Here is a 24063-nt window from a genome sequence, read left to right on the forward strand (position 1 = left end):
GCCGCGAGGGCGGTGTAAACTGTATCGGCGCTGGTCTGGCGCTCGAACCCGATAGAACCCGGAGAATACCCGTATGGCAACCTCGAACGACATCAAGAACGGCACCGTGATCAAGGAGAACGGTCAGCTCTGGAGCGTGGTCGAGTTCCAGCACGTGAAGCCGGGCAAGGGCGGTGCCTTCGTGCGCACCAAGCAGAAGAACGTCGTCTCGGGCAAGATCATCGACAAGACCTACAACGCCGGCGCGAAGATCGAGACCGCCAGCGTCGACCGTCGCGACTACCAGTACCTCTACCAGGACGGTGCCGACTTCGTCTTCATGGACAAGAGCGACTACGACCAGCTGACCGTCGCAGCCGCTGTCGTCGGCGACTCGGCGAAGTTCATGCTCGAAAACCAGGATGTGCAGATCGCACTGCACGAGGGCGCTCCGCTATACCTTGAGCTGCCCGCCTCGGTGGTGCTCGAGATCACCTACACGGAGCCGGGCCTGCAGGGCGACCGCTCCACGGGCGGCACCAAGCCCGCCACCGTCGAGACCGGCGCCGAGATCCAGGTGCCCCTCTTCCTCGAGACCGGCACCCGCGTCAAGGTCGACACCCGCACGGGTGACTACCTCGGCCGCGTCAACGACTAGTCACCGTGTCAGCTCGTTCCAAGGCGCGCAAACGCGCCCTCGACATGCTCTTTCAGGCCGATGTGCGCCACGAGCCGATCACCGCGATCGTGGGCGCCGAGGCTCGGCGTGCCGCCGGTGAACCAGACCGTGAGGCCTCGTGGCTGTATGCTCGCGAGATCGTCGATGGTGTCACCGATCACCGCGACGAGATCGATGAACTCATCATGAGCTACTCCCAGGGGTGGACGCTCGAGCGCATGCCGAACGTCGACCGCGCCTTGCTGCGGCTCGCGGCGTGGGAGATTCTCTTCAACGACGAGGTGCCCACGGCTGTGGCGATCGACGAGGCTGTGGAACTCGCCAAGGAGTACTCCACAGATGATTCCGGCCGCTTCGTGAACGGCGTGCTGGGACGCATCGCCGACCACGCGCAGGCATAGCCTGGCAGCCCCTCAGCACGACGACGGCCCGCGCTCCGAACTTCGGAGCGCGGGCCGTCGGTGTGTTTGGGGTGGGGCCTGTGACCCCGCTGTGCCGAGTGCTGCCGCCGAAGGGCGAATTTCGCGGGTGGATTTGCGAGTTTCGCCGCGAAATCCGCCCTTCGAGGGGTCTGCTGCGGCCGCAGGGGTGCGGCGGGGTGCGTGGGCGCAGCACGGGGGCTTGGCGTGGGGTGTTGTGCGTGGGTCTGGGGTGCCGGGCCTGGTATGGTTGAAGGAAATGAGTTCCTTTAAGTCCGTCCAGTGAGGCGGGAAAGGAGTGCTGGGCACATGCGTACCCTCCTCTACGCCGACGACATCTCGAGAGCGCTGACCCGCATCTCGCACGAGATCGTCGAAGCAAACAAGGGCACCGACGACCTGATCCTCGTCGGCATTCCCAGACGCGGCACCCTGTTGGCGCACCGCATCGCCGCGAACATCGCCAGAATCGAAGGCGTTGACGTTCCTGTCGGCAGCCTCGACGTCACCATGTACCGCGACGACCTTTCGCGCCAGCCCGCCCGCGCACCGCAGCCCACCGACATGCCCGTGGCCGGCGTCGACGGCGTCACTGTCGTGCTTGTCGACGACGTGCTCTACTCCGGCCGCACCGTGCGCGCTGCCCTCGACGCGCTGAACGACCACGGCCGGCCCCGCGCCGTGCGCCTCGCCGCGCTCATCGATCGGGGGCACCGCGAGCTGCCGATCCGCGCCGATTACATTGGCAAGAACCTGCCGAGCGCGAAGCACGAGCGCATCTCACTACGTCTCGAAGAGCTCGACGGCGTCGACGAGGTCGCGATCGGCAGCAACGATGGAGGAGCCCCAGCATGAGGCACCTGCTCGACACGCGCACCCTGAGCCGTGAGGACGCGATCCTCATCCTCGACACCGCCGAGGAGATGGACGCCGCGCAGCAGCGCGAGGTGAAGAAGCTGCCGGCCCTGCGCGGCAAAACCGTGGTCAACCTCTTCTACGAAGACTCGACACGCACCCGCATCTCCTTCGAGGCCGCCGCGAAGCGCCTCAGCGCCGACGTCATCAACTTCAGCGCGAAGGGATCGTCGGTATCGAAGGGCGAATCCCTGAAAGACACCGCCCAGACCCTGCAGGCCATCGGCGCCGACGGTGTCGTGATCCGCCACCCGGCCTCCGGCGCACCCGAACGACTCGCCCGTAGCGGTTGGATCGACGCCGGTGTGCTCAACGCCGGCGACGGCACCCACGAGCACCCCACGCAGGCGCTGCTCGACGCCTTCACCATGCGCCGCCGTCTCTTCGGCGATGCCAGCCGTGGCCGCGACCTCGACGGCGTCTCCGTGGTGATCGTCGGCGATATCGCGCACTCGCGCGTGGCCCGCTCCAATCTGTGGCTGCTGAATGCTCTCGGCGCGCACGTCAGTTTCGTCGCGCCCGAGACGCTGCTGCCTTACGGCGCGCGCAACTGGCCCGTCACCCTGCATCACTCCCTCGATGTCGCCCTGCGCGAAGAGCAGCCCGATGTGGTGATGCTGCTGCGCATCCAGACCGAGCGCATGCACGCCGCGTTCTTCCCCAATGAGCGTGAATACGCCCGTAACTGGGGCCTTGACGACGCGCGTCTCGCCAGACTCGGCGAGCGCACCATCGTGATGCACCCCGGCCCCATGAATCGCGGCCTCGAAATCTCATCCCGGGCGGCCGACTCCGATCGGTCGACAGTGCTCGAGCAGGTCGCGAACGGCGTCTCGGTGCGTATGGCCGCCCTGTACCTGTTGTTGAGCGGATCTGAACGGAGCACCCATTGAGCAACCCCGACATCCTGATCCGCGGCGCTCGAATCGCCGCAGACCTCACCGAGCGCGGCGCTGACCTCAGCTCCGCCGCACCGGTCGACCTGCGGATCTCAGGCGGACGCATCATCGAGCGCGGTGCCGAGCTGCAGCCCCGCGAGGGTGATCGTGTGATCGAAGCCGACGGTCTCGTCGCGATCACCGGCCTTGTCGACCTGCACACCCACCTGCGCGAGCCCGGCTTCGAGCAGTCCGAGACGGTGCTCACGGGCAGCCGCGCGGCAGCAGCCGGCGGCTTTACCAGTGTGTTCGCGATGGCCAACACGATGCCCGTGCAGGACACCGCCGGAGTCGTCGAGCAGGTGCAGTCGCTCGGCGACGCCGCCGGCTACGCCACCGTGCGCCCCATCGGTGCCGTCACCGAAGATCTTGCAGGGGAGCGCCTCAGCGAGATCGGAGCGATGGCGCAGTCGCGTGCGGGCGTGCGAGTGTTCTCCGACGATGGCAAGTGCGTGCACGATCCGCTGCTCATGCGCCGTGCCCTCGAATACGTGAAAACCTTCGACGGCGTGATCGCGCAGCACGCGCAGGATCCGCGCCTCACCGAGGGTGCCCAGATGAACGAGGGCGCACTGTCGAGCGAGCTGGGCCTCAAAGGCTGGCCCGCCGTGGCCGAGGAATCGATCATCGCCCGCGACGTACTGCTCGCCGAGCATATCGGGGCGCGACTGCACATCTGCCACCTTTCGACGGCCGGCTCCGTCGAGGTGGTGCGCTGGGCAAAGGCCCGCGGCGTGCAGGTCACCGCCGAGGTCACGCCGCACCACCTCATCCTCACGGAGGAGCTGGTGCGCAGCTATGATCCGCGCTACAAGGTCAACCCGCCGCTGCGTCGCGAGGCCGATGTGCGCGCCCTGCGGGCCGCTGTCGCCGAGGGCGTTATTGACATCATCGCCACCGATCACGCCCCCCACCCTGTCGAGGCGAAGGAGTGCGAGTGGGATGTCGCCGCCTTCGGCATGGTGGGCCTCGAATCGGCGCTGCCGATTGCGCTGCTCACTCTCGTGAACGAGGGCCATGCCAGCTGGGCCGAGCTTGAAACGCTGCTCTCGCAGAAGCCCGCCGAGATTGGGCGCCTGCGGGGCCACCCGACGGCGCTCGCCGAGGGCGAGCCCGCCGATCTCGCGCTGATCGACCCGAGCGGGTCGAGCGCCTTCGACGTCGACCGCCTGCACGGCCTCAGCGTCAACTCGCCGTTCCTGGGGATGCAGCTGCCCGGCCGCGTCGCCTACACGGTGCGTCGCGGGTACCTCACCCTCGACGGCGGCGAACTCGTCGCGCCTGAGGTTGTCGCCGCCGCAGCGGCTGCGCTGGAGGGGGCACGGTGAGCGCTGCCTCGATCGCACTGCTCTTCGCCGCCGCCGGTGTGCTGGTGCTCGTGAGCATGTGGTTCGCCTGGCGCGCGCGCAGCCGACGGGACGCCGCCGCGGCTGCGTCATCACCGGCGCCCGACGGTGAGACGATCGCGCGTTTCCCGCGTGCGGCGTATGTCTCGACCACTGCCGAGGGTGCTCCGCTTGAACGGATCGCGCTGCCAGGCCTGCGCTACAAGGGCTACGCCGATGTGACGGTGCGCCGGGATGGCGTCACGATCGAGGTCACCGGCGAGCGGCCCGTGCACATCGGCGCAGCGCGGGTGCTCGGCACGGATGAGGCGGGCATGCGGATCGGCAAAGCCGTCGAACAGGGTGGGCTCTCTCTGCTGCTGTGGCGAGCCGACGACAGCCACGGCACTCCCGAGGCCGGCGATGATGGCCGGATCCTCGAATCAAGCTTCCGCTTTGCAGATGCCGCCGAACAGCGGCGCTTCTCAGCGGCTATCAAACAGATCCTTACCCCCGCAGCGTGCGGGGCGGGGGACCGGGACACACACGGAACGACGCAGGAGGACGCGTGACCACGAACACAGGTGAAGAGGTGTCGACCCCCCAGTCGACGACGAGCGTTGTGACGGCGCCACCGGCAGCCGCAGTGCCGCAGGGCGGGGCCGTGCTGGTGCTCGAGGACGGCTCCCGCTACGAGGGCCGAGCCTACGGTGCGACCGGCCGCACGCTCGGTGAGGTCGTGTTCTCGACAGGCATGACCGGTTACCAGGAGACGCTGACCGACCCCTCGTACGCGGGGCAGATCGTGCTGATGACCGCGCCGCACATCGGCAACACGGGCGCCAACGACACCGATATGGAGTCGCGCAAGATCTGGGTGGCGGGCTTCGTGGTGCGCGACCCAGCACGTCGCGTCTCCAACTTCCGTGCGCAGCGCTCGCTCGACGAAGACCTCGTCAATGACGGTGTCGTCGGTATCTCCGGGGTCGACACCCGCGCTATCACTAGGCACATCCGATCCGCCGGTGCCATGCGCGCTGGTGTCTTCTCGGGCGCAGACCTCGCCCTCTCGGCCGATGAGCAGCTTGCCCTCGTGCGCGAGCAGGCGAGCATGGCAGGCAAGAATCTCTCGGCAGAGGTCACCACTGCAGAGCGCTACGAGGTGCCGGCTGCTGAGGGCGTCGAGCGTGTCGGCTCCATCGCGGTGCTCGATCTCGGTATCAAGCGCGCCACCGTGCGCTACCTCTCGGAGCACGGCTTCGACGTGATCGTGCTGCCCGCGACGACCTCGGTCGACGAGATTCGCGCCATTGCGCCCGACGCGCTGTTCTACTCGAACGGCCCCGGCGATCCTGCTGCCTCCGAGCAGCAGGTGGTGCTGCTGCGCGAACTGCTGCGCGACGGCATCCCCTACTTCGGTATCTGCTTCGGCAACCAGCTGCTCGGTCGCGCGCTCGGCTTCGGCACCTACAAGCTGCCCTTCGGCCACCGCGGCATCAACCAGCCCGTGCTCGATAAGCGCACCGGCCGGGTTGAGATCACGGCCCAGAACCACGGCTTCGCCGTCGACGCCCCGATCGAGGGCGTGCACGACGCGCCCGAGGGTTTCGGCCGGGTTCAGGTGAGCCACTACAGCCTCAACGATCAGGTGGTTGAGGGGCTCGAGTGCCTCGACATCCCCGCGTTCTCGGTGCAGTACCACCCTGAGGCTGCGGCAGGTCCGCACGATGCCTTCTACCTCTTCGATCGATTCCGCCAGCTGGTGACGGATCGGGCCTCGGCAGGCTCGGCCAGCGCAGAAGGAGCCAACTAAGCCATGCCCAAGCGTTCAGACATCAACTCCGTTCTCGTCATCGGATCGGGCCCGATCGTCATCGGTCAGGCCTGCGAGTTCGATTACTCGGGCACCCAGGCCTGCCGCGTCCTCCGCGAGGAGGGCGTGCGCGTGATTCTCGTCAACTCCAACCCGGCGACGATCATGACCGACCCCGACTTCGCCGACGCCACCTACGTCGAGCCCATCACCCCCGAGGTGATCGAGTCGATCATCATCAAGGAGCAGCCCGACGCCATTCTGCCCACCCTCGGTGGCCAGACCGCGCTCAACGCCGCCATGGCGCTGCACGAGCAGGGCATCCTTGAGAAGTACGACGTGGAGCTCATCGGTGCGAAGGTCGATGCGATCCGCCGCGGCGAAGATCGCCAGATCTTCAAGGATCTCGTGCTCGAGGCAGGCGCCGACGTGGCCCGCTCGCACATCGCGCACACTCTGGAAGAAGCGAAGGAATTCGCGAAGGATCTCGGCTACCCCCTCGTGGTGCGCCCCTCCTTCACCATGGGCGGCCTCGGCTCGGGCTTCGCCTACACCGAGGAGGACCTGATCCGCATCGCCGGCGATGGCCTCCACTACAGCCCCACCAGCGAGGTGCTCCTCGAGGAGTCGATCCTCGGCTGGAAGGAGTATGAGCTTGAGCTCATGCGCGATACCTCCGACAACACTGTGGTGGTCTGCTCGATCGAGAACGTCGACGCGGTGGGCGTGCACACGGGCGACTCCATCACCGTGGCTCCCGCGCTCACCCTCACCGACCACGAGTTCCAGAAGCTGCGCGACATCGGCATCGACATCATTCGTCGCGTCGGCGTTGACACCGGCGGCTGCAACATCCAGTACGCCGTCGATCCGGTGACCGGCCGCATCATTGTCATCGAGATGAACCCCCGCGTGTCTCGCTCCTCGGCGCTCGCATCGAAGGCCACTGGCTTCCCGATCGCGAAGATCGCGGCGAAGCTCGCCCTCGGCTACCGCCTCGACGAGATCCCGAACGACATCACCCAGAAGACTCCCGCGAGCTTCGAGCCCACCATCGACTATGTCGTGGTGAAGGCGCCCCGATTCGCGTTCGAGAAGTTCCCCGCCGCCGACGACACCCTCACCACCACCATGAAATCGGTGGGCGAGGCGATGGCGATCGGCCGCAACTTCACCACGGCGCTGCAGAAGTCGCTGCGCTCGCTCGAGAAGCGCGGCACCTCCTTCCACTGGGATCCTGTTGCGGAGTCCGAGCGCGAGGCGCGCGTCGCCGAACTGCTGGAGAGCTCGAAGCGTCCCACCGACGGTCGTATTGTCGACGTGCAGCAGGCGCTGCGCCTCGGCGCGACCATCGAGCAGGTGTTCGAGTCGACCGCCATCGATCCGTGGTTCCTCGATCAGATTCAGCTCATCAATGAGGTCGCCGAATCCGTTCGCACGGCGCCGCAGCTCACGCTCGACGTGCTGCGCGAGGCGAAGGATCACGGCTTCAGCGATGCGCAGATCGCCGCGATCCGCGGAGTCAGCGAGAGCGAGATCCGCGGCCTCCGTCACGGTCTCGGCCTGCGCCCCGTCTACAAGACCGTCGACACCTGCGCGGGCGAGTTCCCGGCGCTCACGCCCTACCACTACTCCTCGTATGATCTCGAAACCGAGGTCACCCCTTCCGAACGCAAGAAGGTCGTGATCCTCGGATCGGGCCCCAACCGCATCGGCCAGGGCGTCGAGTTCGATTACTCGTGCGTGCACGCCTCCTTCGCGCTGAGCGAGGCGGGCTACGAGACGATCATGATCAACTGCAACCCCGAGACGGTCTCCACCGACTACGACACGAGCGACAGGCTCTACTTCGAGCCGCTCACGCTCGAGGACGTGCTCGAGGTCATCCACGCCGAGCAGGCTTCGGGTGAGCTGCTGGGCGTTGTGGTGCAGCTCGGGGGTCAGACGGCGCTCGGGCTCGCGCAGCCGCTCAAGGATGCCGGGATCCCGATCCTCGGTACCACTCCTGAGGCCATCGACCTCGCAGAAGAGCGCGGCGCGTTCTCCCGCATCCTTGAGCGCGCCGGCCTCACCGCCCCGCGCAACGGCACCGCGATCGACGAGGACGGTGCGGTGCGGATCGCAGAGGAGATCGGCTACCCGGTGCTCGTGCGCCCGTCGTTCGTGCTCGGCGGTCGCGGCATGGAGATCGTGTACGACACGGCTTCGCTGCGCGGCTACTTCGGGCGCATCGAGGGCCACGCGCTTGTGGGCCCGGGACACCCGCTGCTGGTCGACCGCTTCCTTGATGACGCGATCGAGATCGATGTCGATGCGCTCTACGACGGCGAGCAGCTGTACGTCGGCGGCGTGATGGAGCACATTGAAGAGGCGGGCGTACACTCGGGCGATTCCAGCTGCACGCTGCCGCCGGTGACGCTGGGCCACGATCAGATCGCCCAGGTGCGCGAGGCCACGCTCGGCATTGCCGAGGGCATCGGCGTGCGCGGTCTGCTCAATGTGCAGTTCGCGATCGGCCAGGGCGTGCTCTACGTGCTCGAGGCGAACCCGCGCGCCAGCCGCACCGTCCCATTCGTGTCGAAGGCGCTGGGGATCCCGCTCGCTAAGGCGGCTTCGCGCATCATGGCCGGCGAGACGATTGCGCAGCTCATCGAAGGTGGTTTCCTTCCGGAGCGCGATGGTTCGCGCGCCCCGATCGATGCGCCTATCGCGGTGAAGGAGGCTGTGCTGCCCTTCAAGCGATTCCGCACGCATGAGGGTCTTGTGGTCGATTCGCTGCTCGGCCCTGAGATGCGTTCGACGGGCGAGGTCATGGGCATGGATCGTGATTTCCCGACCGCGTTCGCGAAGAGCCAGTCGGCCGCTGGCAGCGAGTTGCCGACCTCGGGAACGGTGTTCCTGTCTGTGGCGGATCGCGATAAGCGTGCGGTGGTGCTGCCGGCGCTGCGCCTGCAGGAGTTGGGCTACCGCATTCTTGCGACGCAGGGCACCCAGGTGGTGCTGGCCCGCAACGGGATCTCCTCGGAGGTGGCGCGCAAGCACTCCGCGCAGGCTGAGGGCGACACGATCGTTGACCTCATCAACAGCGGGCAGATCGACATGATCGTGAACACGCCTTCGGGCTCGTCCGCGCGCGCCGACGGCTACGAGATCCGTGCCGCTGCCGTCGCCGCCGATAAGCCGATCTTCACCACGGTGTCTGAGCTTTCGGCTGCTGTGGGTGCGATTTCGGCGCAGCAGCAGGGCTTCGCGGTGAAGTCGCTGCAGGAGTATCAGGCGGATCGCGACGCGGCTCTCAGCGAGGCGGCGACCGCGCGATGACGTCTCTCGCATTCGGTGCTCGGCTCGCGGCGGAGTTCGCCGCGGGCCGGCACCTCTGCGCCGGTATCGACCCCCACGCGCCGCTGCTCGCCGATTGGGGGCTCGGCGATGACGCTGCCGGAGCGGAGCGGATGGGCCGTGAGGTTGTGGCCGCTGCTGCCGGGGTGGCCGCCTGCGTGAAACCGCAGGTGGCGTTCTTCGAGCGCTTCGGCTCGGCGGGCTTCGCAGCTCTTGAACGCGTGCTCGCAGACGCCCGTGAGGCCGGGCTGCTGGTGGTCGCCGACGTGAAGCGGGGTGACATCGGTTCGAGCTTCGGCGCCTACGCTGAAGCCTGGTTGGCCCCGGGGTCGCCGCTGGAGGCCGATGCGATGACGGCGGTGGCCTATCAGGGCTTCGGCAGCCTCGCGGGTGCGTTCACGCAGGTGCGCGATCACGGCAAGGGCCTGTTCGTGCTTGCTGCTACTTCGAACCCGGAGGCGCGTGAGGTGCAGCGTGCGGTGCGCGACGACTCACGCAGCGTCGCCCGCGCCATGGTCGAAGACGCTGAGGCGTTCAACGCCGATCTCGCGACGGGGTCGACCGCGGCTGCGGTGGGTGCTGTCGGCGTGGTGCTGGGTGCCACGCTCGACCTGGCAGATTTTGGCATCGACGTTGCGAAGCCGGCGGTCGGCCCGGCGCTGCCAGTCTTGGCACCGGGCTTCGGCCATCAGGGCGCCCGTATCGAGGAGGCCGCGCAGATCTTCGGTGGTATCGGTCACGCGCTGCTCGCGAACGAGTCGCGCAGTATTCTCGCCGGGGGAGCGGATGGCCTCGCCGCTCGCGTGCGTGAACGCGCCGAGGCGATTGCTGCGGCGCTCAGCGCTTCGCGCGTATAGCCTGGAACCGGGAGTTGAGGAGCAGAACGATGAGCACGAATGGCACACCGCAGCAGCGCACGATGCCCGAGGTCGACAGGGTTGCGGCAAATCGCGCCGCGATCGCCGCACGCCGGGCGCGCGCCGAGCTGAAGCGGCGGCTGCGCAGCGGCGAGGTGTCGCCGCTGCGGGTGCTTGAGCAGTCTCGGGTGCCTGGCAGCACCGAGGCGACGCTGCGCATCACCGACTTCTTGCTCTCGTTCCCGGCGATCGGTGCGGTGAAGGCCGACCGCGTGCGCGATGATCTCGGCATTTCGGAACGTAAGCGTCTGGGCGGGCTGGGTGCGCTCCAGCGCGAACGGCTCGAAGGGTTCGTGCGCGAGCGCACCGGTGCTGCCTCTTCGGAGCGGCCGCCGCTCACCGTGCTCGCCGGCCCGACAGCGGTCGGCAAGGGCACCGTCGCCACCTACATTCGCGAGCATTACCCGGAAGTGCGGCTGTCGGTGTCTGCGACGACCCGTGCGCCGCGGCCCGGCGAAGAGCACGGTCGACACTATTTCTTCGTCGATGATGAGGGCTTTGACAGGATGCTCGCCGCCGACGAACTGCTGGAGTGGGCTACGGTGCACAACAAGTACCGCTACGGCACGCCGCGCGGTCCGGTGCTCGAAGCGGCCGCGCGCGACGAACTCATGCTGCTCGAAATCGACCTGCAGGGAGCGCGTCAGGTGCGCGCGAGTATGCCGGAGGCGCGGCTCGTGTTCCTTGCCCCGCCGAGCTGGGATGAGCTGGTAAACCGCCTCGTGGGGCGGGGCACGGAAGATGCAGAGGAGCGGGAGCGTCGGCTTGAGACCGCGAAGGTCGAGCTGGCTGCTGCCGAAGAGTTTGACGAGATCATCGTGAATGACGAGGTGCCGCGCGCTGCAGCACGTCTTGTCGAGCTCATGCGCGGCGGTGCGTGACCGTGACGATGCTGGTCATGTCCGGGATCGAAGAGGTTGCTGGGCTCGACCCGAAGCAGTTCTTGGGGATCCCACTCGCGCTGATCGGCGCGGCGCTGCTCGCCTTTGGTGCGCAGTTTCAGTCGCGTGGTCTCAACAAGGTTGAGCGCCTCGTCGGTGCGAGCGCCGGCTCTGGCCTCTCCTTTCGGCATGTGCTCGGTCTGCTGCGCCGACCGTCGTGGGTGAGTGGCACGCTGCTGCTCGGTCTCGCGGTGGCGTTTCAGATCGGATCGCTGGCGTTGTCGCCGATCATCATCGTGCAGCCGATCGGTGTGGTGGGCCTGGTCATCACTTCGATCCTGAACTCGCGCATGAGTGGCGTGCGGCTCGACAAGAAGGTGCGAGTGTCTGTGGCTCTGGCAGTGCTCGGGATCGTCGTGTTCGTGAGCATCGCGGCGTTCACCGCCACTGATAGGCCGGTCACCGACGCGAAGCTCACCACGATCCTCATCACTTTTGCCGTGGTCCTGGTGGTGGCCCTCACCGCCTTCGTGCTGTTGCGGCACCGCGGGGTGGCGCTAATCTACATCGTGGGTGCCGGCGTGCTCTATGGCTTCGTCGCGACCTTCGCGAAGGCCGTCATCGGCCGATTGCAGCAGGGCGAGTTCGAGACGCTCACCTGGCTCTGCGTAGCAGCGCTCGCGGTGGGGGCACTGCTCGGTATGGTCTTCGTGCAGAACGCGTACTCCTCGGGCCCGCCTGATCTCGTGGTTGCCGGGCTCACGGTGATCGATCCGATTGTCGCGGTGCTCATTGGTATCGTCGTGCTGGGGGAGGCCGCGAACGCCCCGCTGTGGGCAATCTTCGCGTTCATCGGGTCTGGTGCGCTGGCCGTGGTGGGCGTGGTGGGGCTCGCGAAGTTCCATCCGCAGACGGGTGCTTCGGCGCTCGATGAGGCTGGTGCGGACCCCGACGGACCTTCGCAGCAAGTGAGAGACGCGAATCCTGCCGTATCAGACGGGAACTGACGCTCAATAGGCACGATCGATGGAGGAGAGACGGGTGACGCAGACACTCAGCATCGGGGTTCTCGAAGACCAGCCGCTCTTTCGGGAGATGCTGCTGCACCTGCTCCGCTCCGTGCCGGGCTTCACGGCGGTAGCCGCCGGCGACTGCGCCGCTGCGCGAGACAATTGGGATCCGCAACACCTCGACGTGGCGCTGCTCGATGTCGAACTGCCAGACGGCACCGGGATCGACGCTGGGCGTGCCCTGCAGCGAGCCAACCCCCATCTCGCTATCGTGCTGCTCTCGGCCGTAGATCGGACGCAGCTGCTCGTCGACCTCGATGAACGCGAGCAGTGGAGCTACCTTTCGAAGAATTCTTCGACCTCCGCGGCCAAACTGATCCGCACCTTGCGCGCCGCCGCAGCGGGACACTGCATCATCGACCCCGAGATCATCACCTCCCGCACGGTGCGGGCAGGCGGCCGGCTCGCCACGTTGAGCGCCCGCCACGTCGAGGTGCTGCAGCTCGTCACCGAGGGGCTCACCAACCAGTCGATCGCCGAACAGCTCGGCATCGCCCTCAGCTCAGTGAACAACCACGTCAATGCGATCTACGCGAGCCTCGACATCGACCGAGAACGTTGCAACCCGCGCGTTGCTGCGGCACGCATCTTCCTGGCGGAGACCGCGTGATTCCAGACTCGTCACGCGATCCGCACCCCACGGATCAAGCCGCGGATGCACGGCTGCTGATACTGACGGTGGTGCTCATCGGCGTGTTCTTCGCCTTCGGCGCCACAGCCCAGTCCATGCTCGTGCACGGTGTGCCCGCACCTCGCCTCGGCGGACACGCGCTCGGACCCGTTGCGGAAGCAACGTTGCGGGCCTCGATCAATCTGCTCACCGTGGGCATCATTGCACTCGGGGCCGCGTGGATGCGGATCATCGACAGACCCCTCTGGATCGCCGCCGCCTGCGCGCTGCTCGTCTCAGTCGTCGCGGCGACGGTGCGCGGTGCCCTCCAACTCACGTTCGACGTTCACCCTGTCGAGAAACCCCTGGACACCCTGCACGACGCCATCACCTTGGTGCCAGTCTCGCTCGCAGTGCTCGGCACCGGAGTGGCGATTGTCGCCCTGAGTAGGCGGGCGCGTTCTGCAGACCGAGAACGGCATGCGGCGGCGATCCGCGCCGCAGAAGCCCTTGACGAACTGCAGCAGGAAGAGATCCGGGTGCGGCGCGAAGTCGCAGACACCCTGCACGGGACCCTGCAGAATCGCTTCGTGATGCTCGCAGCGTCACTCGCCGAGTCAGGCGCGCAGCTTGACTCGGGCGTTGATGCCGCCGAATCCCGGGTTGTCGCGGAACGTGTGCGCGCGGTACGCGCCGAACTGGAGGAGCTGCGCGAGCGCGAACTGCGCGCCCTGAGCGCTGCGCTCTATCCCGAAGCGCTCGATCTCGGTCTGGTGCCTGCAGCCCGGGCGCTTATGGCCCGCATTCCGCCCTCCATCCCCGTGCATGTCTCAGTCAATGAGGTACCCGTGCCAGACCCGCTCGACCGCACGAGCAGGCTGCTGCTCGTGCGCGCTATCGAAGAAGGCGTATCGAACGCGCTGCGTCACGGTGAGGCGAGTGAGCTGGCGCTGAGGCTCGAAGGAAGCGACGGTCGCATTCTTGCCGAAGTGCGCCACCTCGGTGCGGCACCCGTCGACAACCCCGAACTCAGCGGGCTCGCCCGCCTGGGCGGTCGCATCTCGGATCGAGGCGGCGAACTCATCCTGCAGTCGAAACCCGACGGCGCTGCGCTGCGTGCCTGGCTGCCCGCGGGCACCGGCGCACCTGCCTGAATCAGCTGCGCCGGTTGACTGAGGCGTGCCTTTCAGCCGCGATACGACCGAGGTGCGCCGCGGCCGGGCCTGAACGCCGACACACTGGGCTCGCCCCCAATCCAGAAGCGCCACGGGAATGCAGGGCCTCCAGCCTCACCGGCAACCCCCACCCGCGCGCCGCTCCGAAGATCCGCCGCAGGCGCCTCTGGTGCGCGCAATATGAATGGCGCCTCGAACAGGTCAAGGCCGTCGTGCATCTCACGAGAGATGCCGAGCGCCGTCGCCACATTGCCAGGGCCCCGAGCGAGCATATGCGCCGGCACCATCGTGCCACCCCGCTTCGCCGAACGACGCCGCTGCGCGATCTCGTGCCCCTCGACCACCTCGCCCGCCCGGATCAGCACCCCGGAAGCGGCGCCTTCCGGGGAGCACACGAGATTCAGCGCAAAGTGCATCCCGTAACTGAAGTAGACGTAGGCGTGACCGGGCGGGCCGAACATCGAAGCATTGCGATCGGTGCGGCGATCCTTCGAGTGCGAGCCAGGATCATAAGGGCCCGGAACGCCGACCCCGTGATAAGCCTCAACCTCGGTGATGCGGATCGCCACCACACCCCGACCCCCGACGCCGTCATCACCGGCGACGGCGAGCCTGGCACCCAGCAGCATCGGGGCCACCTCAAGAGCGGGGGAGAAAAACAGCTCGCGATCCACCCATCCATTCTGATGCAAGGCCCGTGCCGTACGCTGGGAGGGAGCGCCCGTCCACCATCAGGGTGCCGAGGAGGTCGACAGTGAGCCAGTATCCCATAGTCACCAGCACCGGGCAGCGGCGCTTCCCTTGGTGGACGCTGCTTATCACCGGCGTGCTCGTTGCGGCCGTCGGCGTCGGTTTCCTCATCTGGCCGTTCTTTGCGGCAAGCTGGATGCTCGTCGTGCTCTTCGGATCCGCACTCATCGCGAACGGCCTTGCCGTGCTCACACGATCCGCCGGCTCCTCGGCCGCGCTCATCGGTGGCCTCGTGCTCATCGCAGCCGGAGTGCTCGCGATCGTATTCTCAGACCTCACCGTCGGTGCGATCGTCGCCTTCGTCGGTGTGGCGCTCGTCGTCTTCGGGGTGCTGTGGATCGCGATCAGTGCTCGTTTCGCTGGGCGCAGCCCCGTGATTCTTGTGCCCGGTGTGCTGATCCTCGTCGGCGGAATCGTTGCGCTGGCCTGGCCTGGAATCGCCCTCGCCGTGATCGCCGTGATCGGGGGCATCTGCCTCGTGCTGCTCGGGGCGCTCATCATCTGGACTGCGAATCGGCTGCGCCGCGTCGACGTGTCGGCCACCACCATCGTGATATGAGCAACACCACGCAATCGGTGTGAGCCGCCTGTGTGTACCCGATAGAGTTGACGCAGTTCCCCACACCCCCCCCACGAGGTCTGACATGGCAAGCACCACCCGCGGCTCCCAGAAGGCGCGCGACACGCTCGACTTCCTGCGCGGCCGGATCTCGAGCGGCGAATGGTCGGTCGGCGATCTGATTCCGAAAGAACCCGAGCTTGTCGAACTGATCGGCGTGGGCCGCTCCACTGTGCGCGAAGCAGTGCGATCGCTCGCAGCCTTCGGCATGCTTGAAACCGTTCCCGGCGTGGGTACCTTCGTGCGATCCCGCACCCCGGTGAGCTCGATCTTGTCGGAATTTCTCGCAGATCACGATCTCGAAGAAGTGCTCGTCTACCGGCGATCTCTCGAGATCGAAGCCGCCCAACACGCCGCCGTGCACCGCACCGAGGAACAGCTCGAGGGGCTCCGGGAGGCGTATCGCCGAGTGCACGAGGGGATTGCCGGCGCGGCCTCGCCCGAAGCCCTTGATACCTGTAACCGCAGCACCGCCCCCGACGCCTTCCACAGGCTCGTGGTCGAGGCGAGCGGCAGCAAACTGTTGCTCGACCTCTACCTCGGGGTCATGTCGGTGCTTGAAGGGGCGAGCACCGAGGGCCGTGTGATCCTCGGCACCACACTTGAAACGATGCACCGCGACCACGGTGCCGTGCTCGACGCCATCGCCGCACGCGATGTGCGCAACGCGGCGCACTCGATGGCGTTGCATGTCGATCGCGACCTCGGCCTGCGCACCGACATGCTCGACTTCACCGGGCAGACCGAGCGCGCCACGTCGCTCATCGATGCCGGCTACGACCCGAACCGCATCCGGTCCTGAGGTGGCTGCGGCCGCGCGAGACGCATCGTCTGCTCCACTATTATGGAACGGTTGCAAGGGGCGTTAGCTCAGTCGGTCAGAGCAGCGGACTCATAATCCGTCGGTCGCGGGTTCAAGCCCCGCACGCCCTACGAGTGCTTGGAAAGCACTGCGCGGTCTTCGTTGATCGGCGATTTGTGGGTACCCATCCAAAACCCTGCTCAGGCGTTGACTTCAGCCCGGGAGCCCGATGCCTCCGAGGTCCGGGGTTGAGCAAGTGGGATCTCTGAGATCCTACGATTCTTTTGCTGCGGCCCGTTTTTGCAGTTCGACTGCCATCGGCTTAATCATGGCGATGAGTGTTGATGACACCTGATCGAACGGTTTCCCCGCTTCCAGGAGACGAGTGGCCGAGTGAACGACCGCATTGATCATCTCACCCAGAGCCTCGGAATCTTCGACCCCCAGGTCGTCAAGTGTGCGAATCAGTGGCTCCTGAATGGCCCGATGCATGCTCGCTGCTTGTTCGTTCAGGGCTTCTCCGGGAGAGAGGGCCGCAAGTGCAGAGCCGACGGCGTGTGCTCCTTCATGCACGAGACGAAGATTCTCAACTGCGTAGGCAACGAGTCGGCCGCTTGGCTCGGCCTCAGCATCCATGGCATCAGTGATGCGTATGGTCCATCTGGGGAAAATGTCCTCCACCAGTGCTTGAAGCAACGCTTCCGTGGATTCAAAGTAATGGTAGACACTTGATCTTGCCAACCCTGCGCGCTCAGCGACATTTCGCATGCTTCCGATTTCGCCCGTTTCCTCAAGGATCGCGTGTGCGACGTCGAGGAGCAGGCGCTCTTGATTTGCGCGGTGCTCAGCTACGGTATTCGCAGTGATTCGTGGCACAGTTCATCCTCCACCGGTCTCATTCCGTCGCCTGCTACTGAACTTACCGTGAAGCTGACCGTTCGGGCGAGGTGGAAGACTCGTGGAGGCTACGTTGTCGCCGGTTGGAATGCTCCGAGTCGGCCGTCGACCATCTCGAGTACGCGGTCGCAGTGCCCGAGCACTTCGTGGTCATGGGTGACCATCATGATGGCAACTCCTTGGGTCCTACTCTGTTCCGCGAGGAGAGCGACAACCTGCTGGCTTCGGGCACGGTCGAGTGCTGCGGTTGGTTCATCGACGAGTAGGAGACCCGGACTGGTGACGAGCGCTCTGGCGATGCCTACGCGCTGTCGCTCGCCCCCGGAGAGCTGCCGGGGAAGATTCTTCGCCTTGTGCGCCATGCCAACGGCCTCCAGGAACGGCATCGGGTCGAACGCCGATGATCCGCCTGCGAGCCGGTTCACGAGACGGAGCTGGTCTGCAGCGTTGAGTGCGGGGATCAAATTGCCCGATTGGAAGACGAACCCGATGTTTCTGAGACGAAACTTGGCCATTTTTCCCTGAGAACCGGCGATCTCTGTGAGTTCTTGGTCGAGCACTCGAACTGAACCGCTGTCGGGTGACTGTAGTGCTCCTGCCACGGCAAGAAGGGTCGACTTTCCGGCTCCAGATGGGCCCACCACGCCCACGAATTCGCTCCGCGCGATCTCAAGACTCACGGAGTCCAGGGGTCGCACCCTACTGTCGCCGTCTCCGAGTTCGAGCGTGACATTCTCAAAGCGCAGTACTGTTTCCAGGTTGTGTGCAGAAGACATTAGCGCTGCCCTCCCAAGGCGGAGATGGGTTCGATTCGCGAGATGCGGAGAACCGCAATCGCAGCCCCGATGAGGCCCAGAGCGATTGTGATCAAGGAGGCGGTGAGGACGGGCGTGGGTTCAAGAGCGAAAGGCATGCCGTCCGGCATGATGGAGCCCAGCCCGACACCAGCAGCCACACCGATTGCTGTGAAAGATACGAGCAGGATCGCCGCTTGGGTCAGCGAGTCCCGAAGCAAATAACGAGCCGAGGCACCGACAGCTCGGAGCACCGCGAGCTCATGCTGCCGTTGAATCGTCCAGACGGTGAAGAAGGCTCCGACCACGAGGGCGCTAATTGCGTAGAGGAACATCTGAATCATGCTGAGCGTCAGTGTCTCTGCCTCGTAGCCCGGAGATGAGTTGAAAGATTCCTTCAGGGGCACGGCTGTGGTCGTCGCCTGAAGGTCGCCTGCGGCGAGATCGAGCCCTTCTGCATCGCTCGCTTGGATTGCGATGACGCTCGCGACATCGAAATCGAGCGCGTCTACTTGATCCTGTGTCGGAACGCCGGGTTGTGCTGCTCCGGAGGCGATGAGCCGCCAGGTATCAATGTTGAGATAGGCCATGTCGACGTGACCGAACGTGGCCTGTCCTTCGGTAAAACCGACCACCTCAAGTTGGGTATCGAGCCGATCAAGGGTGATGATGCTGCCCAGTTCGAGACCGTCGCTTTTCGCTGTTTCGGACACCACGATGCCCCCAAGCCCCGAGATGGTCGATCCCTCAGAGACGTTCGGGCTCATGAAGGAATCAGGGACAATGCCAAACAGCGAGAGGTCAATCTGAACCCCATCTTCGGTCGTGGCATTCGTCATTCCCGCCCCGACCGGACTCGCGGCCTCCACTCCGGGAAAAGCCTGCCAGATCTCGAGCTGAGACTCCTCGACCACTGAGCGCGAGAATGCGTTGTCGGTCTTCGTGCCGGCGTCAAACGCAAACGCGGTGACCGGCATCGATTTGAGCCCAGATACGCCGTCGTTGACCAAGCCCGAGGAGAGGCCCGAGAGTAGAACTATCAGCAGCGCGACGAGCGAGACGACTGCACCCATGAGGCCGAATCGCCCGCGCGCAAACCTCAGTTCGCGGATCGCTAGAAACATGTCTTCCTCTCCCGCCAGCATTTTATCGACTACCTGTCAACAAACATGTCAACAGTATGTCGATAAATCTGAAAGGGAACTGTGAGTATCCGTGACCGGTTGCCAATGGGGGGTCGAGGGAGGAGTATGCCGGATACGTTGAAAGCATGGACCTACTTCATGCCTCGCTCGTATTCCTACACATTCTCGGAGCAGCCGCACTCCTCGGCGGATGGCTCGCCACATTCAAGACTCCGACCGTCGGCCTCTTTCAGTTCGTCGGTGCCTGGGTGCAACTGGTGACCGGTATTCTGCTGGTCGGAGTCAACGAGATGAGCGACGGGGGAGTGAATCACGTAAAAGTCGCGGCAAAGCTCACTATTCTCGTCGTCATCCTGGTTGCAGCATGGATCGGGCGCCGAAAAGTCAAGAAGAGTGAGGCGGTTCCGGTCGGTGTTGCGCACGCGGTTGGCGGATTGACCCTCGTCAACATTGCGCTAGCCGTATTCTGGTGAGATCTGGCCGCTCACGCCACCTTCCACGCCCGGCACCGCTCCATCACTCGGAGCGGTGCCGGGCGCGATTCGCGGAACTACTGCGAGCATCGTCGGCTTCGGCGAGCGCCACGATCCTGCTCACCATGCCACTGAAAATGAGGCCGTGAAAGGGCAGCATTGCGAGCCAGTACAGTCTCCCGAGCAAGCCCCGAGGGAAGAAGACCGCCCGCTGCCAGTATTTGACACCGCCGGGGGAGTCGTCGATTCCGAGTTCGAGCCACGCGCTTCCCGGTGTCCACATCTCGGCGCGCAGCCGCAGCAGCCGCTCGGGTTCGACGCGCTCCACGCGCCACACGTCGATCGCGTCGCCCTCGGTGATTCGCGATCGGCTGCGCCGGCCGCGCTGCAGGCCGACGCCTCCGGTGAGCCGGTCCAGCCAACCGCGCACCGCCCACAGCACCGACGCCGAATACCAGCCGTTCGCACCGCCGATGCGGGAGATCACCGACCATACGGCTGCCGCATCCGCTGAGGTGCGGCGACGCCGCACGTCGGTGAAGACGGTGCGGCCAGCCCAGTCCGGGTCGCTGGGCAGCGGATCGCTGGGGGCGCCGTCCAACCGCGCGTCGACCCAGCTGGTTTCGACGGCGTCGATTTCAATGCGGCCGAGAGCAAGCTTCACGGCGTCGCGGTACGGGGTGAGCCCGCCCGGTGGTGGCGGAATGAGTGCGTCGATGGCGTGATCCCGCATCACGCAGGGGTGCTGCAGTGATTCAACGAGCGGGCGTGCGATGCGGCGCGGCACGGGGGTGACGAGCCCCACCCAGTGGGAGGCGAGCCGCGGGGTGAGCACGGGCAGTGAGGCGATCCGACGCTGCCTGAGGCCGGCTTCGAGGGCGTAGCCGTTCATCATTTGGCCGTAGCGCAGCACGTCCGGCCCGCCGATGTCGAGTGCGCGATTGACTTCGGGTTCGAGTCGCACCGCAGCGAGCAGGTAGTAGAGCACGTCGCGCACCGCGATTGGCTGAATGAAGTTGCGCACCCATTTGGGGGCTGGCATGTAGGGCAGCACGTCGGTGAGGTGCCGCACCATTTCGAACGATGCTGAGCCTGAGCCGATGACTACCCCTGCTTGGAGCACGATCGTGGGCACCTCCGAAGCGAGCAGAATGTCGCCCACCTCTTTTCGTGACCGCAGATGCCGTGAGAGTGAGGCTCCTTCGGGGTGCAGGCCTCCAAGGTAGACGATGCGGCTCACACCGGCACGCTCAGCCGCGCCCGCGACGGTGCGGGCGATCTCCCGGTCGAGGCGCTCGAAGTCGGCGCCGCTCGACATGGAGTGCAGCAAGTAGCAGACCACGTCTACCTCGCGCATTGCCTGGCCGACGGCTTCTGGGTCTGAGGCGTCGCCGGTGACGATCTCGACCTCATTGGCCCAGGGGAGGGCGGCGACTCGTTCACGGGATCGTGAAAGCACGCGCACCCGGTAACCGGCGGCGACCAGTCGGGGCACGAGGCGGCCGCCGATGTAACCCGTCGCGCCGAGCACGAGCACACGCGGCGTGATGCCCTGGTCGTCAGGCACCGCGCGAAGCGTGTCTTCGCGGCCAGTTGGGGTGCTGCGTGCTTCCTGCGTGGTGTGATCTGGGGGTGAGTTCACGATCTGCTCCTTACCGCGGTGCTGCGATGGGCTCGGCCTGAGGGGTGCGGATCCGGCATCGTGGGCGGCTCTTGCCCATAGTGCCGCCTCTCAGCCTGGCCGCCCCTCAGTCGACGGGGCAGAGGCGGGGGCGTGATCCACAGCGACACCGTCTCGGACATGCGATCATGCTACGCCGGTGCGCCGCGCTTTGGGGTGCATCGGTTCTGCAGTGCGTGATTCTGACCATACCCACCACCCCGTGTAGATCTGATGTTATACATCAGATCTACAGGCAAGCTGGTGATACGGTGCAGCACATGACCGAGAACGATCACCCCGCCAGTCCTTCCGTCGATCCGCTGCCCTACGATGCCCTGCTGCTGTGCTCATTCGGTGGCCCCAACCACAGTGATGACATCATCCCCTTCCTGCGCAACGTGACACGGGGCAAGAACATCCCCGAAGATCGGCTCGCCGAGGTGGGGGAGCACTACCACCACTTCGGCGGGCGCAGCCCGATCAATGCCCAGAACCTCGCCCTCGCCGAAGCACTGCGAGACGAACTGCGGCAGCGCGGTGCCGACCTCCCGGTGATCTGGGGCAACCGCAACTGGCACCCCTACACTGTCGATACGCTGCGAGACGCCTCAGCCTTCGGCGCGCAGCGTATCCTCGTGCTCGTCACCAGCGCCTACGCCTCCTATTCGGGCAGTCGGCAGTACCGTGAGCACCTTGCGGCCGCCGTGACCGAACTCGGCGATGCGGCTCCGCGCCTCGACGTGCTCCGCCCATTCTTCAATGACCCTGGCTTCGTTGAGGCCAACCGTCGCGCCATCGAAGAGGCGGCCAGAGCACTCGACGGCGGCCTTGCGGGCGCGCATATCGTGTATGTGACCCACTCGATCCCCGACACGATGCAGGATGCCTCAGCGGTTACCGGTCCCGGCTACCGCGAGCAGCATGAAGACGTGCGCGCTACCCTTGACGCTGCACTGGCTGCGCGCACCGGCACCGAAGTTGCCTCTTCACTCGCCTACTGCTCCCGTTCGGGGGATCCGCGAGTTCCGTGGCTCGAACCCGACGTCAACGACCACATCGAGGCGCTGGCTGCACAGGGCGTGCGCAAGATCGTGATCGCGCCCATCGGCTTCATTTCCGACCATATGGAAGTCGCTTTCGACCTCGACGTCGAAGCGCTCGAAACGGCACGAGAACAGGGCATCGCTGCGGTTCGTGCCGGCACCGCGGGGGTGCGAAGGGAGTTCGTGGCCGGGCTCATCGACATGGTGTTCGAGCGGGCTGCGCGCGAGCGTGGCGAGACCGCCCCGGCCCGCACCGTCGGCGCACTGGCTGCCTTCCCAGACGATGCTCCCGCCGGGAGTTGTCGTATGCGTCACGGCGAGTCCACCGGCATCCCGGTGCTCGCGGGCGTGGATGACTGAGTGCCCGCCTCACCGGAACTGAGAACTGAGAACCGACCAGCAGGATGCTGAGAAACATGGGAGCACCTATGACTGCACGCAGCCAAACCGTTGACCACTCCGCCGTCGCAGACGCCATCAATGCCGACGTCAACTACACGATGTATGCGGTCTTCAGCGCGTCACGGTCAGGGCCTGCCCTCGGGCTCACCCCGGCCTGGAGCGCGATTGTGCGAGGACTGCTCGCCGAGCTTGACAGCATCGACGGCCTGACCACCCGCGGATGGTATGACGTTGCCGGCTATCGTGCGGACGCCGATGTGCTCGTGTGGTGGCACGCTCCGAGCCCCGAGGCGCTGCAAGATGCCTACCGAACAGTGCTTGACTGGGCCGGCGGTCGTCTGCTGCCCGTGTGGTCGTCGATCGGGGTGCATCGCGCAGCTGAGTTCAATCGTGGGCACGTGCCAGCGTTTCTCGCGGGTGATGCGCCACGCGGCTACGTCTGCGTGTACCCGTTCGTGCGTGGCCGGGAGTGGTACCTGCTACCTGATGAAGAGCGCAGGGAATTGCTACGCGAGCACGGTGCTGCGGCCAGAGACTACGGTGATGTGCTCGCGAACACCGTGGCCTCGTTCGCGCTGGGCGACTATGAGTGGCTGCTCGCCTTTGAGGCCGACGATCTGACGCGGATCGTGGATATGATGCGCGAGTTGCGGGCGACGGGTGCGCGGCGGCACGTGATTGAGGAGACGCCCTTCTTCACGGGTCCGCGCCGCGACCCTGAGATACTGCTCAAGTTCGCGGTGTCGGCGTAAAAATCCCTGGTAGAACGCAGTTTAGGCAAGCCTTCACTTGCTTGCGGATCGCTCGGATCGGCGTATCGTGGAGGGTGTACCGGGCAGAGAGAAGCTCCCCGGCAGATCAGACGGAGGTTCACTATGACCACTCTCGAGCAGCAGCCGATCGCAGCGCAGGGCGAGTTTGGGCGACTCTCAGGGGTTGCGCAGCACCTGACGCCGGTTCTGCACGATTTGATCGCTCTCGCGGTGAATGGCAAGCAGGCGCACTGGCATGTGCGCGGCAGCAACTTTATGGGCGTGCATGAGTTTCTCGACCAGGTCGTAGCGCACGCGCAGGATGCTGCCGACACGGCTGCGGAGCGCATGGTGGCCCTGGGCTTGCCTGTCGATGGTCGTATTGGCACCGTCGCAGCGCAGACCTCAACGCCGGAGATGACTGTCGGTTTTCAGCAGTCCGAGGTGACGGTGCGTGAGGTTGTTGCGCAGCTCGACGCTACGCTCGAGACCATTTACGCCGCGGTGAAGGGGCTCGAAGATATCGACCCCGTGAGCCAGGATCTCGCAATCGCATTCGCGCAGCAGTTCGACAAGGATCGTTGGTTCCTCTTCTCGCACTACGCCGACTGACGAGTTCAGCCGCGCCCTGTGCGCGGTGGGTGTACAGGGCCGCGTCTCTCC

General features: G+C 65.8%; 24 protein-coding genes and 1 tRNA gene. 20 read left to right on the plus strand and 5 right to left on the minus strand.

Annotated features, from left to right (window positions below; all coding sequences use genetic code 11):
- Positions 1-73 precede the first annotated feature (73 nt).
- From efp to WFL22_RS03815, 13 genes are all read left to right on the plus strand, one after another.
- Positions 74-637 (plus strand): elongation factor P, encoded by a 564-nt coding sequence (gene efp / locus WFL22_RS03755; protein ID WP_336991533.1) that lies wholly within the window; start codon positions 74-76, stop codon positions 635-637.
- Positions 638-642: 5 nt separating this feature from the next.
- Entirely contained in the window at positions 643-1059 is a 417-nt protein-coding gene (nusB, locus tag WFL22_RS03760) for a transcription antitermination factor NusB (protein WP_336651064.1), read from the plus strand.
- A 327-nt stretch (positions 1060-1386) separates the two neighbouring features.
- Complete coding sequence (gene pyrR, locus WFL22_RS03765) at positions 1387-1932, plus strand: bifunctional pyr operon transcriptional regulator/uracil phosphoribosyltransferase PyrR (RefSeq protein WP_336991534.1); 546 nt, start codon at positions 1387-1389, stop codon at positions 1930-1932.
- Entirely contained in the window at positions 1929-2885 is a 957-nt protein-coding gene (locus WFL22_RS03770) for an aspartate carbamoyltransferase catalytic subunit (protein ID WP_336651062.1), read from the plus strand. The genes pyrR and WFL22_RS03770 overlap by 4 nt, the downstream gene beginning before the upstream one ends.
- The gene (locus WFL22_RS03775; protein WP_442918953.1) at positions 2882-4258 is read left to right on the plus strand and encodes a dihydroorotase; all 1377 of its coding nucleotides are present in this window, start codon (positions 2882-2884) and stop codon (positions 4256-4258) included. The genes WFL22_RS03770 and WFL22_RS03775 overlap by 4 nt, the downstream gene beginning before the upstream one ends.
- Positions 4255-4827 carry a PH-like domain-containing protein gene (locus tag WFL22_RS03780; RefSeq protein ID WP_336991535.1) on the plus strand — a complete coding sequence of 191 codons (573 nt, stop codon included), beginning with the start codon at positions 4255-4257 and terminating at the stop codon, positions 4825-4827. Before WFL22_RS03775 ends, WFL22_RS03780 begins: the two co-directional genes overlap by 4 nt.
- Before the next feature lie 50 nt (positions 4828-4877).
- The gene (gene carA / locus WFL22_RS03785) at positions 4878-6068 is read left to right on the plus strand and encodes a glutamine-hydrolyzing carbamoyl-phosphate synthase small subunit (RefSeq protein ID WP_336991803.1); all 1191 of its coding nucleotides are present in this window, start codon (positions 4878-4880) and stop codon (positions 6066-6068) included.
- Positions 6069-6071: 3 nt separating this feature from the next.
- Positions 6072-9389 carry a carbamoyl-phosphate synthase large subunit gene (gene carB, locus WFL22_RS03790; RefSeq protein WP_336991537.1) on the plus strand — a complete coding sequence of 1106 codons (3318 nt, stop codon included), beginning with the start codon at positions 6072-6074 and terminating at the stop codon, positions 9387-9389.
- Entirely contained in the window at positions 9386-10264 is an 879-nt protein-coding gene (gene pyrF / locus WFL22_RS03795) for an orotidine-5'-phosphate decarboxylase (RefSeq protein WP_336991538.1), read from the plus strand. Before carB ends, pyrF begins: the two co-directional genes overlap by 4 nt.
- A gap of 29 nt (positions 10265-10293) precedes the next feature.
- The gene (gmk, locus tag WFL22_RS03800; protein ID WP_336991539.1) at positions 10294-11205 is read left to right on the plus strand and encodes a guanylate kinase; all 912 of its coding nucleotides are present in this window, start codon (positions 10294-10296) and stop codon (positions 11203-11205) included.
- 17 nt (positions 11206-11222) lie between these two features.
- Positions 11223-12212 carry a DMT family transporter gene (locus WFL22_RS03805; protein WP_336991540.1) on the plus strand — a complete coding sequence of 330 codons (990 nt, stop codon included), beginning with the start codon at positions 11223-11225 and terminating at the stop codon, positions 12210-12212.
- A 34-nt stretch (positions 12213-12246) separates the two neighbouring features.
- Positions 12247-12885: a response regulator transcription factor gene (locus WFL22_RS03810; protein ID WP_336651055.1), complete on the plus strand. Its 639-nt coding sequence runs from the start codon at positions 12247-12249 to the stop codon at positions 12883-12885.
- On the plus strand, positions 12882-14039 hold the full coding sequence (locus WFL22_RS03815; RefSeq protein ID WP_336991541.1) for a sensor histidine kinase: 1158 nt from the start codon (positions 12882-12884) through the stop codon (positions 14037-14039). Before WFL22_RS03810 ends, WFL22_RS03815 begins: the two co-directional genes overlap by 4 nt.
- A 32-nt stretch (positions 14040-14071) precedes the next feature.
- Here the strand turns inward: WFL22_RS03815 and WFL22_RS03820 are convergent, their stop codons facing one another.
- The gene (locus WFL22_RS03820) at positions 14072-14734 is read right to left on the minus strand and encodes a DNA-3-methyladenine glycosylase (protein WP_336651053.1); all 663 of its coding nucleotides are present in this window, start codon (positions 14732-14734) and stop codon (positions 14072-14074) included.
- An 80-nt stretch (positions 14735-14814) separates the two neighbouring features.
- Here WFL22_RS03820 and WFL22_RS03825 point away from each other — a divergent pair, with 80 nt between their 5' ends.
- The 3 genes from WFL22_RS03825 to WFL22_RS03835 all read left to right on the plus strand — a co-directional run bounded on the left by WFL22_RS03825 (position 14815) and on the right by WFL22_RS03835 (position 16362).
- Positions 14815-15369 (plus strand): HdeD family acid-resistance protein, encoded by a 555-nt coding sequence (locus WFL22_RS03825; protein ID WP_336991544.1) that lies wholly within the window; start codon positions 14815-14817, stop codon positions 15367-15369.
- Between the two features lie 85 nt (positions 15370-15454).
- Positions 15455-16231 carry a FadR/GntR family transcriptional regulator gene (locus WFL22_RS03830; RefSeq protein WP_336651051.1) on the plus strand — a complete coding sequence of 259 codons (777 nt, stop codon included), beginning with the start codon at positions 15455-15457 and terminating at the stop codon, positions 16229-16231.
- A gap of 57 nt (positions 16232-16288) precedes the next feature.
- Positions 16289-16362, plus strand: a tRNA-Ile gene (locus tag WFL22_RS03835).
- A 142-nt stretch (positions 16363-16504) separates the two neighbouring features.
- On the opposite strand, the gene WFL22_RS03840 is transcribed toward WFL22_RS03835, so the two are convergent.
- The 3 genes from WFL22_RS03840 to WFL22_RS03850 all read right to left on the minus strand — a co-directional run bounded on the left by WFL22_RS03840 (position 16505) and on the right by WFL22_RS03850 (position 19046).
- Positions 16505-17107, minus strand: coding sequence for a TetR/AcrR family transcriptional regulator (locus tag WFL22_RS03840; RefSeq protein WP_336991545.1), 603 nt, complete (start codon positions 17105-17107; stop codon positions 16505-16507).
- 89 nt (positions 17108-17196) lie between these two features.
- On the minus strand, positions 17197-17904 hold the full coding sequence (locus WFL22_RS03845) for an ABC transporter ATP-binding protein (protein ID WP_336651049.1): 708 nt from the start codon (positions 17902-17904) through the stop codon (positions 17197-17199).
- Entirely contained in the window at positions 17904-19046 is a 1143-nt protein-coding gene (locus tag WFL22_RS03850) for an ABC transporter permease (RefSeq protein ID WP_336991546.1), read from the minus strand. Before WFL22_RS03850 ends, WFL22_RS03845 begins: the two co-directional genes overlap by 1 nt.
- A 146-nt stretch (positions 19047-19192) precedes the next feature.
- On the opposite strand from WFL22_RS03850, the gene WFL22_RS03855 reads away from it, so the two are divergent.
- Positions 19193-19540: a hypothetical protein gene (locus WFL22_RS03855; RefSeq protein WP_336651047.1), complete on the plus strand. Its 348-nt coding sequence runs from the start codon at positions 19193-19195 to the stop codon at positions 19538-19540.
- 43 nt (positions 19541-19583) lie between these two features.
- Here WFL22_RS03855 and WFL22_RS03860 read toward each other — a convergent pair whose 3' ends face one another.
- Positions 19584-21182: an SDR family oxidoreductase gene (locus tag WFL22_RS03860; protein ID WP_336991548.1), complete on the minus strand. Its 1599-nt coding sequence runs from the start codon at positions 21180-21182 to the stop codon at positions 19584-19586.
- Positions 21183-21481: 299 nt separating this feature from the next.
- Here WFL22_RS03860 and WFL22_RS03865 point away from each other — a divergent pair, with 299 nt between their 5' ends.
- The 3 genes from WFL22_RS03865 (at position 21482) to WFL22_RS03875 (ending at position 24012) form a co-directional block, all read left to right on the plus strand.
- Positions 21482-22606, plus strand: coding sequence for a ferrochelatase (locus WFL22_RS03865; protein WP_336651045.1), 1125 nt, complete (start codon positions 21482-21484; stop codon positions 22604-22606).
- A gap of 68 nt (positions 22607-22674) precedes the next feature.
- Positions 22675-23400: a hydrogen peroxide-dependent heme synthase gene (gene hemQ, locus WFL22_RS03870; RefSeq protein ID WP_336991549.1), complete on the plus strand. Its 726-nt coding sequence runs from the start codon at positions 22675-22677 to the stop codon at positions 23398-23400.
- A gap of 123 nt (positions 23401-23523) precedes the next feature.
- Positions 23524-24012, plus strand: coding sequence for a Dps family protein (locus tag WFL22_RS03875; protein WP_336651043.1), 489 nt, complete (start codon positions 23524-23526; stop codon positions 24010-24012).
- The last annotated feature ends 51 nt before the right edge of the window (positions 24013-24063 follow it).

Origin of the sequence: Leucobacter sp. VD1 (assembly GCF_037150695.1) — a bacterium.
In the GTDB taxonomy this organism is placed as follows: Bacteria; Actinomycetota; Actinomycetes; order Actinomycetales; family Microbacteriaceae; genus Leucobacter.